General features: G+C 48.4%; 15 protein-coding genes. 12 read left to right on the top strand and 3 right to left on the bottom strand.

From position 1 onward, the window contains the following. Positions 1–289: 289 nt before the first annotated feature. Complete coding sequence (locus ACO0LC_RS08480) at positions 290–3,079, bottom strand: TonB-dependent receptor (RefSeq protein WP_423002218.1); 2,790 nt, start codon at positions 3,077–3,079, stop codon at positions 290–292. A 346-nt stretch (positions 3,080–3,425) separates the two neighbouring features. Between ACO0LC_RS08480 and folD the strand changes: the two genes are divergently transcribed. The 6 genes from folD (at position 3,426) to ACO0LC_RS08510 (ending at position 9,236) form a co-directional block, all read left to right on the top strand. Beyond that, the gene (folD, locus tag ACO0LC_RS08485) at positions 3,426–4,271 is read left to right on the top strand and encodes a bifunctional methylenetetrahydrofolate dehydrogenase/methenyltetrahydrofolate cyclohydrolase FolD (protein ID WP_423002219.1); all 846 of its coding nucleotides are present in this window, start codon (positions 3,426–3,428) and stop codon (positions 4,269–4,271) included. A gap of 1 nt (position 4,272) precedes the next feature. After that, positions 4,273–6,336, top strand: a complete 2,064-nt coding sequence (locus ACO0LC_RS08490; RefSeq protein WP_423002220.1) for a M3 family metallopeptidase — start codon at positions 4,273–4,275, stop codon at positions 6,334–6,336. A gap of 17 nt (positions 6,337–6,353) precedes the next feature. Then, on the top strand, positions 6,354–6,947 hold the full coding sequence (locus ACO0LC_RS08495; RefSeq protein WP_423002221.1) for a DUF4124 domain-containing protein: 594 nt from the start codon (positions 6,354–6,356) through the stop codon (positions 6,945–6,947). Positions 6,948–6,953: 6 nt separating this feature from the next. Then, positions 6,954–7,373, top strand: coding sequence for a DNA polymerase III subunit chi (locus tag ACO0LC_RS08500; RefSeq protein WP_423002222.1), 420 nt, complete (start codon positions 6,954–6,956; stop codon positions 7,371–7,373). Position 7,374: 1 nt separating this feature from the next. Beyond that, on the top strand, positions 7,375–7,776 hold the full coding sequence (locus ACO0LC_RS08505) for a hypothetical protein (RefSeq protein ID WP_423002223.1): 402 nt from the start codon (positions 7,375–7,377) through the stop codon (positions 7,774–7,776). A gap of 155 nt (positions 7,777–7,931) precedes the next feature. Then, positions 7,932–9,236, top strand: a complete 1,305-nt coding sequence (locus ACO0LC_RS08510) for a D-amino acid dehydrogenase (RefSeq protein ID WP_423002224.1) — start codon at positions 7,932–7,934, stop codon at positions 9,234–9,236. A gap of 191 nt (positions 9,237–9,427) precedes the next feature. On the opposite strand, the gene ACO0LC_RS08515 is transcribed toward ACO0LC_RS08510, so the two are convergent. Beyond that, positions 9,428–9,940: an Lrp/AsnC family transcriptional regulator gene (locus tag ACO0LC_RS08515; RefSeq protein WP_423002225.1), complete on the bottom strand. Its 513-nt coding sequence runs from the start codon at positions 9,938–9,940 to the stop codon at positions 9,428–9,430. Positions 9,941–10,085: 145 nt separating this feature from the next. On the opposite strand from ACO0LC_RS08515, the gene ACO0LC_RS08520 reads away from it, so the two are divergent. Further along, complete coding sequence (locus ACO0LC_RS08520) at positions 10,086–11,231, top strand: branched-chain amino acid ABC transporter substrate-binding protein (protein ID WP_423002226.1); 1,146 nt, start codon at positions 10,086–10,088, stop codon at positions 11,229–11,231. A gap of 130 nt (positions 11,232–11,361) precedes the next feature. On the opposite strand, the gene ACO0LC_RS08525 is transcribed toward ACO0LC_RS08520, so the two are convergent. After that, on the bottom strand, positions 11,362–11,670 hold the full coding sequence (locus tag ACO0LC_RS08525) for a c-type cytochrome (RefSeq protein WP_423002227.1): 309 nt from the start codon (positions 11,668–11,670) through the stop codon (positions 11,362–11,364). Between the two features lie 358 nt (positions 11,671–12,028). On the opposite strand from ACO0LC_RS08525, the gene ACO0LC_RS08530 reads away from it, so the two are divergent. From ACO0LC_RS08530 to leuA, 5 genes are all read left to right on the top strand, one after another. After that, positions 12,029–12,262: a TIGR04438 family Trp-rich protein gene (locus ACO0LC_RS08530; RefSeq protein WP_423002228.1), complete on the top strand. Its 234-nt coding sequence runs from the start codon at positions 12,029–12,031 to the stop codon at positions 12,260–12,262. 85 nt (positions 12,263–12,347) lie between these two features. Beyond that, positions 12,348–13,265 (top strand): LysR family transcriptional regulator, encoded by a 918-nt coding sequence (locus ACO0LC_RS08535; protein WP_423002229.1) that lies wholly within the window; start codon positions 12,348–12,350, stop codon positions 13,263–13,265. Continuing rightward, positions 13,259–14,053 (top strand): prolipoprotein diacylglyceryl transferase, encoded by a 795-nt coding sequence (gene lgt, locus ACO0LC_RS08540; protein WP_423002230.1) that lies wholly within the window; start codon positions 13,259–13,261, stop codon positions 14,051–14,053. Before ACO0LC_RS08535 ends, lgt begins: the two co-directional genes overlap by 7 nt. Before the next feature lie 231 nt (positions 14,054–14,284). Next, positions 14,285–14,962, top strand: a complete 678-nt coding sequence (locus ACO0LC_RS08545; RefSeq protein WP_423002231.1) for a substrate-binding periplasmic protein — start codon at positions 14,285–14,287, stop codon at positions 14,960–14,962. Positions 14,963–15,537: 575 nt separating this feature from the next. Then, positions 15,538–17,250, top strand: coding sequence for a 2-isopropylmalate synthase (gene leuA / locus ACO0LC_RS08550; protein ID WP_423002442.1), 1,713 nt, complete (start codon positions 15,538–15,540; stop codon positions 17,248–17,250).

Below are 17,250 nucleotides of genomic sequence, written 5' to 3' on the forward strand. Positions count from 1 at the left end.
AGCGATAAATGATTTCACATTATGAAATTTACGCCGCAACGCAGCAATTACCTCAACAAACTTCCTTGACCTATCCATAAGACTTCTAGAACGGGCAGCTAAAAGCACTTACTGTGCGGTGCAAAATCGGCTTAAAAACGCACTGGCATGAATGTTGCTTATAAATACTGCTCCTTTACCAAGTTTTTCTACATGAAGATGAATAATTCTGTTTTTTTCAGCGAGCAAAAAAAAAGGGCGATGAATAAATCATCGCCCTCTCAATCGCCTTAATCAGCGTAACAACTTATTATTTGAATTGATATTTCAAACCAAGTTTGAAGTAACGGCCAACTGCGCCACTACCGTCCATAGGGTTGAAGCCCATAGAACCGTAAGTCAAAGGATCAAGTGGTGCAACTTTGTCAAACAAGTTGGCGATAGAACCAAAAATTTCCAGATTCTTCATTGCCTTGTAGCGGAAAGACACGTCCAGAGTAGTGAAGGAAGCCAGTGTGCAACCTGCTGGCGCTTCAGTGCCGTCAACAAACTTGTTGGCGCATGGCTGACCTTCTTCAGGAATGTTTTTCAGGGAACCACGGTAGCTGACGACGCCAGTTACGTTCCATGGGCCTTTATCCCAACCCAGCACAAAGTTGACTTTGTCTTTTGGTGTACCTACGCAATTGGATGTATCGCAGTTACCATGAGTACCAGCATATTGATGTTGAACTGCACCGTCAACACGCAACCAGGAAATCACGTGTGTCCAGTTCAAGTCAGCATTCAGCTTGCCGTATTCACCCAGGTTGAAACGCTGTTTCGCGTTGAAATCCACGCCCTTGACTTCCGTGTAGCTGGAGTTGGCATAAGGCGCTGCACCACCAATGATAGTACCTGTACCTGGCGTTACCACACCATTGATGGTCAGGTTATTATCCTGACGCAACACACCTGGCAAAGCAGCCGCTGTCTGGAACGGCATGGAATTGATTTCGTTGTTACGACGAATCAACCAGCCATCAACAGCCATGCTGGTATCTGGCAGCGGATCCCACACCAGCCCCAAAGTGTAGCCTTTGGATTTTTCAGGTTGCAGATTAGGATTGCCAACCTTGAAGCCGGTGAAAGATGTTGCGCAATCAGAAGCCTGGGCACCTGGTAATGCTGTACCGTTAGGGCAACGAACCGGATCGCGAACAGTAGCTGTACCTGCACTAAAGCTGTCTGTACCGGATTCTGGTGCACTAGGTGCACGGAAGCCTTCTGAGTAAGTACCACGCAGAGCAAAAGTCTTCACTGGTGTCCACTTGGCACCTACTTTAGGCGTTACAGAGGAGAAGTGAGAGTATTTGTCGTAACGCAGCGCACCCGACAATTCCACGGATTTAATCACCGGTGCCAGTAACTCGGCGTAAATAGCAGAAACTGTTTCATCACCTTTAGCTGCAACATAGCTGCTGTTAATGGAACCATCGATACTACCATCCAGGGATGGCATATTATATGACTCTCTGCGGTACTCAGCACCCACCGCCAGACCCATCATACCGCCAGGCAAGGCCGTCAATTCACGCGAAGCCTTGAAGTCGACGATGTCCATTTTGGTAGGAGCATCGATAGTTGCTGTCTTCACCATTGCTGCATACAGTGAAGCAGGATTCTTACCAGCCTGAGCACCTATATAGTATGGGAAGTACGGGCTCTTAGGATCGCCAAGGGCCGCCTTCAACACATTCATATTGATCATGTTGGTGTAGTCGAGATGCAACTTGGATTCAGAATGCAGGATTGCAGTATCAAAATCCCAACCTGCCATCGTACCTTTCAAACCGACTACAGCACGATAGAATGAGTTGTCGGCGATACGACGATTGGCACCGACGTCAAACATGGAATAACGGAGACGAATGTCTGCGCCATACGGATTTTGTGGATGCGACGCCGACATTAAAATAACGTTACCGTAATTGATGTTACCAGTCGGGTTAGCTGCGTTTGGCGGGAAGAATACGCTTGTAGACGTAGACGGTGGCGTTACAGTAAACGCTGCCTTGCGCTGCGAGTATCCAAATTCAGCGTACGCTTGTAAATCATCATTCAACTGCCAGGTACCGCGGGCAAACAAGTTCACGCCATCGATTTGCGGCAACATAGTACGGAACTGATCCGCATACCAGAGACAGCCGCCGCCTGGGTCCTGCACTTTTGTTGCAGACAATGATGAACAACCAGGCAAGGATACATAGTTCAGCGATTTTGGATCACGCAGGGAACCGGCAGGATTGGGTTGCGCACTATTATTACCGGCAATATAGCCGGAAGTGAAAGACGCAACAGTCGTCATGGGGTAACCCCAACGACGCCAGTCGCCAGTACCGATCCAGTCACGGTCATAGCGCTGGCTATTCATCAACTCATTGGACTTGTAAGCCTCAGCATTGACGATGATATTGTACTTGTCTTTTTCCAGGTTACCAAAACCTGCAGTAATCGAAGCTTTTGCCTGATTTGCGTCACGGGAACCAGATGTGCCGGCAGTAGCACTGACGGTCACGCCTTCATAATTCTTTTTCAGGATGATGTTGACAACACCAGCAATTGCATCTGCACCATAGATGGAGGAGGCACCATCTTTCAGGATTTCGATACGATCAACCACTTCCATAGGAATAGTGGAGATATCTGTAAATGCTTTTTGTCCATCATCTGCACGACCGAATTGCGCCATACGGCGGCCATTCAGCAAAACCAGAGTAGATGTAGCACCCAGGCCACGCAGGGAAATTGCGGTAGAACCAGCAGCAAAACCGTTACCAAAGCTGGTAGGCAAAGAACCAGCACCATCGGAGGTCAAAGTTTGCAGATATTCAGCAACAGTAGTCTTGCCCGCTTTGTCGATATCAGCGCGGCTGATGATTTGTATGGGGGATGCAGTTTCAGCTTCAGCACGTTTGATACTGGTACCTGTTACTTCCACCCTTTGGACTTTGGCTTCGTCCTGCGCGAATGCTGGCTGAGCCAACATACCCGCAGTCACCATCAAGCCCCCTGAAAACATGATGCGCAGGGATCTTGAAATTACTTTTTCCTTCAACATATATCTCTCTCCTTTGAATTATCTTTAGTATTGCTTTGCAGCATATGCGCCATTATGAAAAAGACTTTGAAAATTAATTTTCACAGCTGTTATGAAGCCATTCTTGAAATTTGAAGTCAATCACAAGTCATGGAATGCAGTCAGAAAACAACAAATGTCAGCAAACCCATAACCAAATGAGAGAAACAATTTACGCAACCGTAATATTAAAATCAACATACAATTGATTCAATGCAACATTTTTTAAAAGAAATCCTGCAAAAAGTGCTCCCTGTGTCGCAGTACATTAGCCCTGATGCCTGCATCATTTATAATCTTGGCTTACCTATCACTAACGAAGCCGAATATGACTGCCCAAATTATCAGCGGAACCCAACTCTCTCAACAAATACGCGCCGATGTCACTCAGCGCGCGGCTAAATTGACAGCTCAAGGCAAGCAACCTGGCCTGGCAGTCATTCTGGTTGGTGAAAATCCGGCCTCGCAGGTGTATGTGCGCAACAAGGTCAAGGCTTGTGAAGACTGTGGTTTTTATTCGGTTTTGGAAAAATATGATGCAAATTTGACCGAAGAAGCATTACTTGAGCATATCGCCCGGCTGAACAATGATGCAAAAATCAACGGCATTCTGGTGCAACTGCCCTTGCCAGCTCATATCAATGCCAACAAAGTTATAGAAGCCATCGCTGCTGAAAAAGATGTAGACGGTTTCCATATCAGCAATGCAGGTCTTTTGATGACAGGCCAGCCACTATTTCGCCCCTGTACCCCTTATGGCGTCATGAAAATGCTGGAGTCGATAGATTATCCAGTGCGCGGTGCCAATGCCGTCGTGGTAGGTGCCTCCAATATCGTCGGCAAGCCTCAGGCCATGTTGCTCTTGCAGGCGGGCGCTACTGTCACCATTTGTAATTCCAAGACCCGTGATCTGGCAGCACATACGCGCAATGCAGACATTCTGGTAGTGGCTACCGGCAAGCGTAATATCGTCACGGCAGACATGATCAAACCTGGCGCAGTGGTCATCGACGTGGGCATGAATCGCGATGACGAAGGTAAGCTCTGCGGTGACGTTGATTATCTGCCAAGTAAGGAAGTTGCGGGTTATATTACGCCAGTACCTGGCGGTGTCGGTCCTATGACCATCACCATGTTACTGGTCAACACCATAGAAGCTGCAGAAAGAATTTAATATGACCACAGACAATCCTTTGCTCGACTTTAGCGATTTACCGCGTTTTTCAGATATACAGCCCATGCACGTCAGCCCGGCCATTACTGCCTTGCTGGAAGAAAACCGGGCAGTAATAGCTGCATTAGAAAAAAACACAGGCCCAGTCACCTGGGATCAGTTTGTAGAGCCGTTGGAAAATGCCACAGAAAAATTGGGGCGGGCATGGAGCATAGTCGGTCACCTCAACGCAGTAGTTGATACACCAGAGATGCGTGCTGCCTACAATGAAAACCAGCCAGCCATCACGGAGTTCTGGACAGAGCTGGGACAAAACCTCACCTTATTTGCAGGCTATAAAGCCTTGCAACAGGCACCTGAATTTGCCAGCCTGCCACAAGCCAGGAAAACCATTATCCAGAATGCCATCCGCGATTTCCGTCTCAGTGGCGCCGAACTGGCTGAAGACAAGAAATTGCGCTATGCCGACATCCAGGAAAAACAGGCAGCCTTGTCGACCAAATTTTCTGAAAACCTGCTGGACGCCACCAATGACTATGGCCTGCTCATAGAAGATGCGGCTGAGCTAAAAGGTTTGCCTGAAGACGTATTGCAGGCCGCTAAATCCGCAGCAGAAGCTGACGACAAAACGGGCTATAAATTTACCCTGCACTTCCCTTCCTATTTCCCGCTGCTGCAATACGCAGAAAACCGTCGGATCCGCGAAACGATTTACCGCGCGAATGCGACTAAAGCTTCTGAACTGGGGGCAAAAACCGAATGGGATAACAGCGACATCATGGCGGAGCTTTTGCGTCTGCGCAAAGAGGAAGCGTGCTTGTTGGGTTATCAGAATTTCGCAGAAGTATCTCTGGTCAGCAAGATGGCGGAGTCTCCAGCTCAAGTCAACCAATTCCTGGAAGACCTGGCAATGCGCGCTCGCCCATATGCAGAAAAAGACCTGGCAGAATTGCGCGCTTTTGCTGCCGATGAACTGGGCATCAGCGACATGCAAGCCTGGGATACTACCTATGCATCCGAAAAATTGCGCCAGCAACGCTATGCTTTTTCTGAGCAGGAAGTGAAAGAATATTTCCCTGAGCACAAGGTCATTGATGGTTTATTCCGCGTCATCCAGACCCTGTTTGCCGTCGACATCAAACCTGACCAGGCCACAGCCTGGCACAAGGATGTGAAATTTTACCGGCTTGAAAAAAATGGCGCGCTGATCGGCCAGTTTTACCTTGACCTGTATGCCCGTAATGGCAAGCGTGGCGGTGCCTGGATGGATGATGCCCGTGGCCGCAGATTGACCACGCATGGCGTACAAACCCCGGTTGCCTATCTGACTTGTAATTTCAGTGCTCCTGTGACCATGAATGGCGTGGCAAAACCTGCCCTGTTCAGCCATGATGAAGTGATTACCCTGTTCCATGAATTTGGTCATGGCCTGCACCATTTACTGACCAAGGTAGATGATCTGTCGGTATCCGGCATTTCTGGTGTTGAATGGGATGCGGTTGAGCTGCCTTCGCAATTCATGGAAAATTTTTGCTGGGAATGGGATGTGTTGCAGCACATGACTGCTCATGTTGATACTGGTGCAGCACTGCCAAGAGCACTGTATGACAAGATGATTGCAGCTAAAAATTTCCAGTCTGGTTTGCAAACCCTGCGCCAGGTTGAGTTCTCCTTGTTTGACATGCGTCTGCATGATGCCTTTGAACCGAATGGTACGCAAAGCGTGCAAGACATAGTCAAGGAAGTGCGTGCACGGGTGGCAGTCATGCAGCCACCAGTATTCAATCGCTTCCAGCATTCTTTCAGCCATATCTTTTCTGGTGGCTATGCAGCAGGTTATTATAGTTACAAGTGGGCCGAAGTTTTATCTGCCGATGCCTATGCGGCCTTTGAAGAGCATGCGTCTGTATCGGGTAGCACCTTGTCGCGCGCAGTAGGCGAGAGGTTTCAGACCGAAGTCCTGGAAGCTGGCGGTTCCCGCCCTGCACTGGCTTCGTTCAAGGCTTTCCGTGGTCGTGAGCCGAACATTGATGCCTTGTTGCGTCACAATGGCATGAGTGCCTGAGTATTGAGGAGAAAATCATGAAATTCAATAAAAAAATCCTGGCCTGCAGCCTATTCTCCGCCGCCTTCATGGCGGTGACAGCACAGGCACAATTATATAAATCGGTGGGGCCGGACGGTAAAGTCACCTACAGCGACCAACCGCCGAGCAACCAAAAACAAGTGGAAAAGAAAAAATTGCCCAGCATTGCGGAGAACAATAATTTCCCTCCGGAACTTGCTTTGGTAGTCGCCAAAAATCCTGTGACCCTATATACCGCAACTGGATGCACTCCATGCAATGACGGACGCAATTTATTGAAAACTGCCGGTATCCCGTTTTCAGAAAAAACCGTGAATACAGCAGCGGACCAGGAAAAACTCAAGCAAGTCAGTGGCGATATACAAATGCCTTTGCTGGTCATTGCCAACGTCAAGTTCCGTGGTTACAGCTCAGATCAGTGGAAAGATGCGCTGGATAAAGCAGGCTACCCATCTACCAATAAACTGCCCAAGGATTATCGCTATCCAGCAGCAGAACCAGCTTCGCCACCGCCGCCACCAAAAGAGGCCGAACCAGCCACACCGGCTCCAGAAGCGCCAAAGAAACCTGACAATGGTTTTAAATTTTAAGCCAGCATGACACGCATCGATTTTCATAGCAATGTGGCGGACAAGTTCAACTACACTTGCCGCCTTATACGCAAAGCCCATGCGGCCAATTGCAAGATGGTGGTGTATCACCAGGATCGCGCCTACTTGCAGCAACTCAATGAAGCCTTGTGGACACTCGCCGAAGCTGACTTCCTGCCACATGTCATGCTGAGCGATCCCTTGTCTGCCATCACGCCCATCATTCTCACACATGATGAGCGTGCCGCCTGTCCGCATTATGAATTATTGATCAATCTGACTGCCGCAATGCCAGCCAATTTCGCGCAATTTCAGCGCATGATAGAAGTCATTTCTGCGGATGAGGCTGACAAACTGGCCGGGCGTGAACGTTATCGTCTTTATCAGCAACAAGGCTATACCCTTACCCACTCTGTGGCGAAATAAAATGAATAATCAAATCGATGCCAGTATTCCCGTCTTGACAGAAGTCATTAAACCGGAAGAACTGCTTACTCCCGCCAGCACACCGGCAGCCATACCAAAACCACCTATCCCACTTGACGCTACGCCGCTGGAGAATGATGGCCTCAGCATCAATTACCCCGGTAAGCTGGAAGAAGACTGGCAGGCGCTGGAGCAAAGCCTGAGAGAAAACGTATTGCGCCAGGTGTTGACGCGCATAGACTTCGTGCTAGAACACAGAATCAGGGACAACCTGGCAGATGTCTTGCAAATCGCCGTCGCAAATTTATCAACCGAAATACGCTCGGGCTTGCACAAAACCCTGGAAGAAGTCATCACTCGTGCAGTAAGCCAGGAAATCACTAAGGCAAAGACGTCGAAATAATCAAAATAATTAAAAATATTTTTATTTTTAAACACAAAAAATATAATTTCGTTTAAAAATAAAAATATAAAAGGCATTTCTGATTACCTGAGAAAGCAAAGTATTTCTACAATCTCCCTCATCACATACAAGATGAAAAACAGGAGATTTACCCCATGAAAGTCATCGTTCTCGGTTCAGGCATAGTCGGCACTTCCTCCGCATGGTTTTTAAAAAAACAGGGACATGAGGTCATCGTCATTGATCGCCAGCCTGGTGCTGCACAAGAAACCAGTTTTGCCAATGGCGGCCAGATTTCTGTCTCTCACGCCGAACCCTGGGCAAATCCATCCGCACCGATGAAGGTCTTGAAATGGCTGGGCAGAGAAGATGCACCACTATTGTTTCGTCCACGTGCAGAATGGCTGCAATGGTTGTGGGGCTTGAATTTCCTGCGTGAATGCACGCCGGGCCGTACTGCAGAAAATATCCGTCAGATCGTTGCCATTTCAGAATACAGCCGCCTGACCTTGCGCAGCCTGCGCGAAGAAACTGGCATACAGTATGACAACCTGAGCAAAGGCATACTGCATTTTTATACCGACCAAAAAGAGTTCGATATTTCTCTGCCTGCTGCAAAACTCATGCGTGACCTGGGTTGTCCACGCGACTCCATCGACGCTGACGAAGTGGTGCGCAGAGAACCTGCTTTGGCTGGCATACGCGATAAAATCGTCGGTGGTGACTATACCGAAACCGATGAATCCGGCGATGTCTATCAATTCACTACGGGCCTGGCCGACAAAGCTGCTGCAGCCGGCGTGCAATTCCAGTTCAACACCACAGTCACCAGACTCCTGACTGAAGGTGCAGGTGCCAGCGCCAAAATTACCGGCGTGGAAATTATTGATGCTGCAGGCCGCCACAAGACCTTGCACGCCGATGCCTTTGTGGTGGCGATGGGCAGCCATTCACAGAGCTTATTGAAACCTTTGGGTATTTCGCTGATGATTTATCCTGGCAAGGGCTATTCGGCAACTTATCAAATTGCCAACCCAGACCAGGCGCCCATCATTTCCTTGACTGACGATGGCTATAAACTCGTGGTATCACGCCTGGGCAACCGACTGCGAGTAGCTGGCACTTGTGAAATCAATGGCTATGGCCGCGAGCTCAATACTGCGCGTTGTGAAGCGATCACCAGACGCACACGCGAACTGTTCCCGCATGCCTGTGATTACGACAATCCAGTGTATTGGACCGGTTTGCGTCCATTGACACCGTCTAATGTTCCTTATATAGGCAAATCCCGCATCAGTAATCTCTACTTGAATACCGGACACGGCACCCTGGGCTGGACCATGGGCGCAGGCTCTGGCCGTGCCATTGCAGACATCGTTTCGGGTTTGCAGCCAGATGTCGATTTTGCGTTTACTGGCATGGAAAGAAAATTGGACAAAAATATCCTGTTGCCAGCCTGAAGCAAAGGCACACTCTCCCCAACAAGCAGGTACAGTCAGGACCTGCAAGTCCAGGCACTCCTGCCGGAAGTGCCTGTCCACCAGTTTCCCCTCACGCAAGTTGCCAGATAGTATTTCTATCTGCAACAACTTGCGTTCTTTTTGTCATCCATTCTTTCTGGCAAGGCGTTTACTGGGTAAAACGGCTCAGTTCATTTGCCTCTGGTGCGTACAGGTAACTCTTCTGCCTTTTCATCAAACGCAATCCGTGTCGTAAATTTGGCACGCTTCATAGGAAAACGCGAATGAAAATGCCTTACATTGCCAGAGCCGGAAATGGCGCGCCGCACAAACTGGTAATAGGCATCCATATCTATGATATGGACAACCAGGAAATAATCATACTCCCCAGATACAAAATAGCATTGCATGACCTCGGCTTCCTTGTTCATACGTGCCTCAAATTCACGCATGAATTCGTCGGATTGATTGATCAGCGATACTTCCAGAAAGGCCAGCATGCCATAGCCAAGAGCAAAGCTGTCGACCATGGCCACTTCAGCGCTGATGACACCTGCTTCGCGCAGTTCACGTATGCGGCGCAGGCAGGTAGGTTGAGAGATATGCAGCTTGTCGGCCAGTACCCGGGTCGGGGTCTGGTTATCTTTTTGCAGGAGGTTCAAAAGCTTGCGATCGAGCTTGTCAAGGGTGCGATATTGGGGCATATAAAAAACGTCTGTTTTAAGAAAAAACCACACAAAATAGCTTTGCGAAATATTTTTTCTGTTGTACCTTCTTGCTGTTCAGTTATCTGAATAAGTCAGAGATGCAGTACTGTTATCCTACTTTTTAATCCTTAGGAGTATGTTCATGTCGTTCAAAACTAAAATGATTCCACTGGCTGGCGCAATTGCTTTCGCTTTCGCTGGTGCTGCGGCAGCTCAAGATCTGGTAGTAAAAATCGGTCACGTTGGCCCTATCTCAGGCGCAATCGCCCACTTGGGTAAAGACAATGAAAACGGCGCCAAAATGGCGATCGAAGAACTGAACGCCAAAGGCGTGATGATCGGCGGCAAAAAAGCCAAATTCGAATTGCTGGCTGAAGATGACGGTGCCGATCCAAAACAAGGCACAACCGTAGCACAAAAACTGGTAGACGCGAAAGTAAACGGCGTTATCGGTCACTTGAACTCTGGTACAACCATCCCAGCTTCCAGCATCTACAATGCTGCTGGCATCGTTCAAATTTCCCCATCTGCAACCAACCCTAAGTACACACAACAAGGCTTCAAAGGCGCGTTCCGTGTAGTGGCCAATGATGGTCAACTGGGCGGTACACTGGGCCGTTTCGCTGTGCAAATCAATAAAGCGAAAAAAGTCGCTGTTATTGATGACAAAACAGCCTACGGTGAAGGTGTAGCTGCTGAGTTTATCAAAGGTGCCAAAGGCAAAGGCGCAGAAGTTGTTGTGCAAGAACATACAACAGACAAATCTACAGATTTCAGCGCCATCCTGACCACTATCAAAGCTAAAAACCCTGATGTGATCTTCTTCGGCGGCATGGATGCTGTTGCTGGTCCTATGCTGCGCCAAATGAAAGCACTCGGCATTACAGCCAAATTCATGGGCGGTGACGGTATCTGTACAGCCGACTTGGTTAAACTGGCTGACACAGGCATAGGCGAAGGCCAGGTTGTTTGTGCTGAAGCAGGCGGTGTTCTGGATGCACAGAAAAAAATCAATGATGACTGGAAAGCTGCATTCAAGAAAAAATTTGGTGTAGAAGTCCAGATTTATGCACCATATGTCTATGATTCCGTCATGGTCATGGTAGAAGCAATGAAAAAAGCTGGCTCTGCTGAACCAGCGAAATATTTGCCAGAACTGAAGAAAATCCATTACAAAGGCGTAACAGGCGATATCGCATTTGATGACAAGGGCGACATCAAAGACGGCACGCTGACTTTGTACACCTACAAAGGTGGTAAACGCGAACTGCTGCAAGTTGTTAAGTAATAGTTGAAGCATGAAAGGATGGCCAGTATCAAGGCTATCCTTTCAAAACAACTTGTTTGGATAAAAAAACCTGGCAATTGCCAGGTTTTTTTATTGATTGCCATCCATCAATACATCAGGAATGCAGAGTTTATTTCAAACTCAAAATCCATTTCACCAAAGTCTTGGCCTCTGCTTCACTAACCTGAGCGTTGGCCGGCATGGGAATCGTACCCCAGACGCCCGTGCCACCCTTAATCACTTTTTGCACCAGCTTGGCTTCCGCTGTTTTATCAGTGGCATACTTCTTCGCTACGTCTTTATAAGCAGGTCCCACGACCTTGCTATCAACAGCATGACAACCCATGCAGTTTTTGGCTTTTGCCAAATCCGCATTCGCCATTGCAGAGCCTGAAACCATGATTGCCAACGTAGCACCTACCAACAAAGAATATTTCATTGCTTCCTCCAGGTTAAAAACTATACGCATTTTACTGCCTTTTGAAGATTTTAACGTTTATCCACATGCAAGGGTTGACCTGCAGTAAAATTAGTAAAAATGATTAAAATGGGTGAGGGTCTGCCTTAAGCTATGAGTAGATGATGGAAAAATGCTTTAGCGCATATTCTCTACATCTTGCTGACAAAAATATATGCTTACGAGATGGCTTGATGCGTGCCTGGCTAGCAAGCTTTTTTACATATCTCCCAGAAGTTTTTCTTAGGTTTTTTGTCCTGGCACGACATCCTTGGCAAACTAATTTGCAATCACGCCTATAATCGAATAAATAAAGACTTAACCCGAACAGAAAGCATTTATGTTTATCATCGTACCTTTATTCATCGCGCTAGTCTTGAAAGTCGCAGATATCTGGATATTTGCATCAATTTCATGGTGGTGGATAGTCGGCGCGGCCTGCGCAGCCTTTGTCTGGTTTGAAATTCTTGAGCGCATGCTTGGCCTGGACAAACGCAAAGACCATGCACACTTTGAAAAAATTCAAAAAGCCAGGGTAAAGCGTGCTTTTGAAAAGAAAAATAATCGCCGCTAGATTCAGGGTTACGACCGAATCCCCTGATTGATGTGCTGCGACTGGTAAGCAGTACTGGCAACAAACCTCCGGTTAACACTGCACAATGTCATTACCAGAACTAAGAAACCTAGAATTGCGACAGTTGCGCTATTTTCTCGCAGTAGCCGAAGAAATGCATTTTGGCAAAGCAGCAACGCGCCTGCATATGACCCAGCCTCCCCTGTCGCAAGCGATACAAGCGCTGGAAGCTATCCTGGGTGCAGAACTTTTTATACGTAACACACGCAATATCTCGCTATCATCCGCAGGTCAGGCACTGCTACCCGAAGTCAGGCGCTTGCTGCTGCAAGCACAAGCCCTGCCCAAGCTGGCGCAAAGAGCTGCCAATGGTAGTTGTGGTCATTTGTCATTGGCCTTTGTTTCGATTGCCGATTACAGTATCCTGCCGCCTGCATTGAGGGAGTTTCGCCGTCATCATGCCGATGTACACATAGAGCTGCGGGAAGCCACCACCGACGTCCAGCTGCTGGCCTTGGAAAATGCCGAGATTGATGCTGGCTTCCTGATACCACCAGTTCCAGAAAAACTACAAGGCTTGCTCAATTATAGAAAAGTCTTGTCTGAGCCGCTGATGCTGGCCGTACCCGAGAGCCAGGTCAAAGGACGCAAGCAATTAGGACTCAGCGACTGCGCAGACTTACCGCTGATCCTGTTTCCCCGCAAAATAGCGCCAGCCTTGCATGACGCCATCCTCGGCTGCTTTCATGCGGCGGGGTTGACGCCAGTGATAGGCCAGGAAGCCATACAGATGCAAACCATCGTCGGCCTGGTCTCTGCCGGCATGGGCATCGCACTTGTGCCACAATCCGTGTCAAATTTACAGCGCCCAGGCGTGCAATATTTTGATTTACCCGAAGCAAGTGCCACCGTCGAAATAGGCCTGGTATGGCGTCAGGATAATCATTCTGCCGTGCTGGCCGCATTTGCCCATCTGTTTAACCAAACATTTCATTCATGCTGACCCATCCCAATCCTGATCCCGTCGCTTTTCATCTAGGCCCCATCTCCGTACATTGGTATGGCATCATGTACCTGCTGGCCTTCGCCCAGTTTATTGCACTTGGCCGTATCAGGATCAGGCAGCCGCATATAGCCGCGCAGGGATGGACGCGCGAACACATAGACGACATGCTGTTTTTTGGCGTGCTCGGCGTCATACTCGGCGGTCGACTGGGCGAAGTTTTTTTCTATGGCTTCTCTTACTACATGGAACACCCTCTGGAGATTTTTGCCGTATGGAAAGGTGGCATGTCCTTCCATGGCGGCTTTATCGGCGTGTTGATTGCCATGTTCCTATGGGCGCGCAAGGCCAAATTCCACCTGGCAGATGTGTATGACTTTATCGCTCCTCTGGTTCCGCTGGGGTACGCGGCTGGCCGCTTGGGTAATTTCATCAACCATGAGTTGCCGGGTCGCATAGCATCACCCGATCTTCCCTGGGCCATGATCTGGCCCGGCATCAATTATCCAGTCCATCCTTCACCGATATACCAGGCTTTGGTGGATGGGCTATTAGTCTTTGTCATACTATGGATCTATGCAGCTAAAGCCAGACCACGGCTGGCTGTGGGTGCCTTGTATGTCACCTTGTATGGCTGCACCCGCTTCTTTACCGAATATTTCCGCACTCCAGACTATGAAGTAAACGTCCTGGGGATGACAATTTCTGCTGGGCAAATGCTGTCATTCCCGATGATTATTGCAGGTATTTTTTTATTGACGCTTTCTTATAAATTTAATAAAAAATAATCTCCGTCAAAATCGGCTGGTTCCTCTTGCAAATTCATATAAACTTCAGGCAGGCTGGGGTAAGGAAATGGGTATAAGCGTGTTCAAAGCACTCGCTCCTTTTTAGACATTCTTTATCCCAGTTAATCTTTCTGTGTTCAAATGAAAAGCAAAACTTGGACTATGCATAAAATCTGCTTAGCACTTCTATTATTGTTTTGCCTGTGCTGGCGAAATTCTGATGCTGCCGAAATGATCAAGGTCTATAGCTATCACCTGAAACCGCCATTGATATTGGATCAGGCGACTGGCAGAGGCTTATATAACGATATGCTGAGTTACCTGAATAAGGAAAACACCGCTTATCGTTTCGAACTCATCTATTTGCCACGACGCCGTCTGGACTTGCTGGTCAACTCAGGCCAGCTAGACGGTCTGGTCATCGGGGTTAATCCTGTCTGGTTTAACGATAAAGACGAGCAGAAATTTCTTTGGACCCTGCCAGTCATGAACGATATTGATGATGTAGTTTCATCAAAAATTCACCCTTTCGAATATAACGGAGCAAAATCCATGTCTGGCATGCGCATAGGCCTGGTGCTGGGTTATTACTATTTTGGTGTGAATGAACTCATCGCCGAAGGGAAAATTCTGCGTGACGATGCCAGCAGCGAAGAACATAGCTTTCGTAAATTGATGGCGGGCCGTATAGATGCGGCCATCATCAGCCGCTCCAATTACGATTATGCAATGAAGAATCACCCCGAATTGCAGGGTCTGTTTTACATCTCAAAAAAACCGCATGACCAATATGACAGGCAAATTTTAATCCCCTTGCATATGCCCAAGGTCCAGCAGCAAATCAATATCATTTTGAGGAGTGCTGCAAACGATCCTATCTGGCAAAAACTGATCAATTCATATCGCTGAATCTTGCACAATGTTAATCAAGCAAAAATTTCGCTTGACGGATGCAGGCAATTTCTCTTACAGTCTTCATATGAACTACTTTTTGACATCGACATCTGCAAGAAAAACTGCTGACAGCGCCAAGCTGCAAGCAGCGCCGGTGTCTGCGTCTGCCTCTCTAGTTCTACTACCATCTCTAACAAGCTCGCTACTATAAGTTGCGTCTTGTCCAGTTTTAAGCGGCATACCTGCCAGCCTGAAACACCAGTATCAAAAATTACCTTTATACCCCATTAGTACCCAGCACAGGCTTCCTGACATCAGGAAAAACAGCATGACACCATCAGGCACATCAGCAAAGAATTCAGCAGACGCAATCAGCGTCATGTCTGGCTTTGCCCGCCCACAGTCTGCGCTGTCACTTGCTCACAACCTGCTTAATCACATGCTGCTAGCGCTACGACTACTGATCGGTTAACCGGCCTCGCGTATCTCTGTGGCAGCCGGTTAGCTTAACGCCGCCACATCAGCATCCATTCAACAAATTGAAAAATATCAGCGCCTTGCTGAGGCACTGCGCCAGCCCAAGGAAAAACATCATGATGAGTAATCCAGCTAAAAAATATCAGGCCTTCCCTACTATCGCTTTGCAGGACAGGCAATGGCCCAGTCGCAGCATCAGCAAAGCCCCCATCTGGATGAGCACGGATTTGCGTGATGGTAACCAGGCGTTGATAGAACCTATGGATGCGAAGAAAAAACTCAGGTTCTTTGAAATGCTGGTCAAGATAGGTCTTAAAGAAATTGAAGTCGCCTTCCCTTCTGCATCAGAAACTGATTTTGCTTTTGTCCGCAAACTCATAGAAGAACAACGTATCCCGGATGATGTGACGATAGAAGTATTGACGCAATCCCGCGAAGACCTGATACGCCGCACCATCGATTCCGTGCGCGGCGCCAAGCGCGCGATCGTGCATTTGTATAACCCGATCGCCCCAGCATTCCGCCGCATCGTATTTGGCAAGTCACGTGAAGAAGTCAAACAAATTGCTACTGACGGCACTCGCCTCATCAAGCAACTGACCGATGCCATGCCTGAGACAGAATGGGTATTTGAATATTCACCAGAAACCTTCAGTATGGCCGAACTGGATTTCTCCAAGGAAGTGTGTGACGCGGTTGCCGCCATCTGGCAACCTAGTGTTGAGCGCAAGATGATCATCAACTTGCCGACCACCGTCGAATGCGCCACGCCAAATGTGTATGCCGACCAGATAGAATGGATGGACAGGAACCTGGATCAACGTAATGCCATTATCCTCAGCGTGCATCCTCATAATGACAGGGGCACGGCAGTCGCCGCCGCAGAACTTGCGGTCATGGCTGGTGCCGACAGGGTTGAGGGCTGTTTGTTTGGCAATGGTGAACGCACCGGCAATGTCGACCTCGTCACGCTTGCATTGAATTTATATACCCAGGGTGTTGACCCTGGGCTGGATTTCTCTGAAATCGATAGCGTCAGGCAGTGCGTGGAAGAATGCAATCAATTACCTGTGCATCCACGTCACCCTTATGTCGGTGATCTGGTCTTTACGGCATTTTCTGGCTCACATCAGGATGCCATTAAAAAGGGTTTTGCCCAGCAACAAAAAAACGCGATATGGGAAGTACCTTATTTGCCGATAGACCCAGCTGACCTTGGCCGCAGTTATGACGCCGTGATACGCGTCAACAGCCAGTCCGGCAAAGGCGGCATGGCATTTTTGCTGGAGCAGGAATATGGCATCAGCATGCCAAGGCGCATGCAAATTGAATTCAGCCGCGTCGTGCAAACGGCAGCCGACGACAGCGGCAAGGAAATGACAGCACAACAGATACGCCAGATTTTCAGCGACAGCTATCTGGCGCCAGTAACACCCATCAGTTATCAAGCTCATCATGCAAACCCAGTCCTGCATCACAGGACATCACCATCCGATCCGGCACAAGTATCCTTGCATGTCGATCTGCTGCATCACGGACAGCCACAAGCTATCCAGGGTACAGGTCATGGTATTGTTGAAGCACAGATCAATGCCTGTCAGGTACTTGGCTATCAAGTCAGGATCATCGACAAGCAAGAACAGCAAGTGACGCAACATGGCCTTTCACAGTACATCAGCATCATAGAAGCACGCGTCAATGATGGCAGCAGCCAGCATGGTGCGGGCATAGCTGACGATGCGGCAACGGCCAGCATGCGCGCCATCATCAGTGTCATTAACCGCCATGCAAACGCAGGCAAGGCAATGCGGATGATTGCTGCCTGA

This window comes from Undibacterium sp. JH2W, from assembly GCF_049340425.1.
GTDB lineage: Bacteria > Pseudomonadota > Gammaproteobacteria > Burkholderiales > Burkholderiaceae_D > Undibacterium.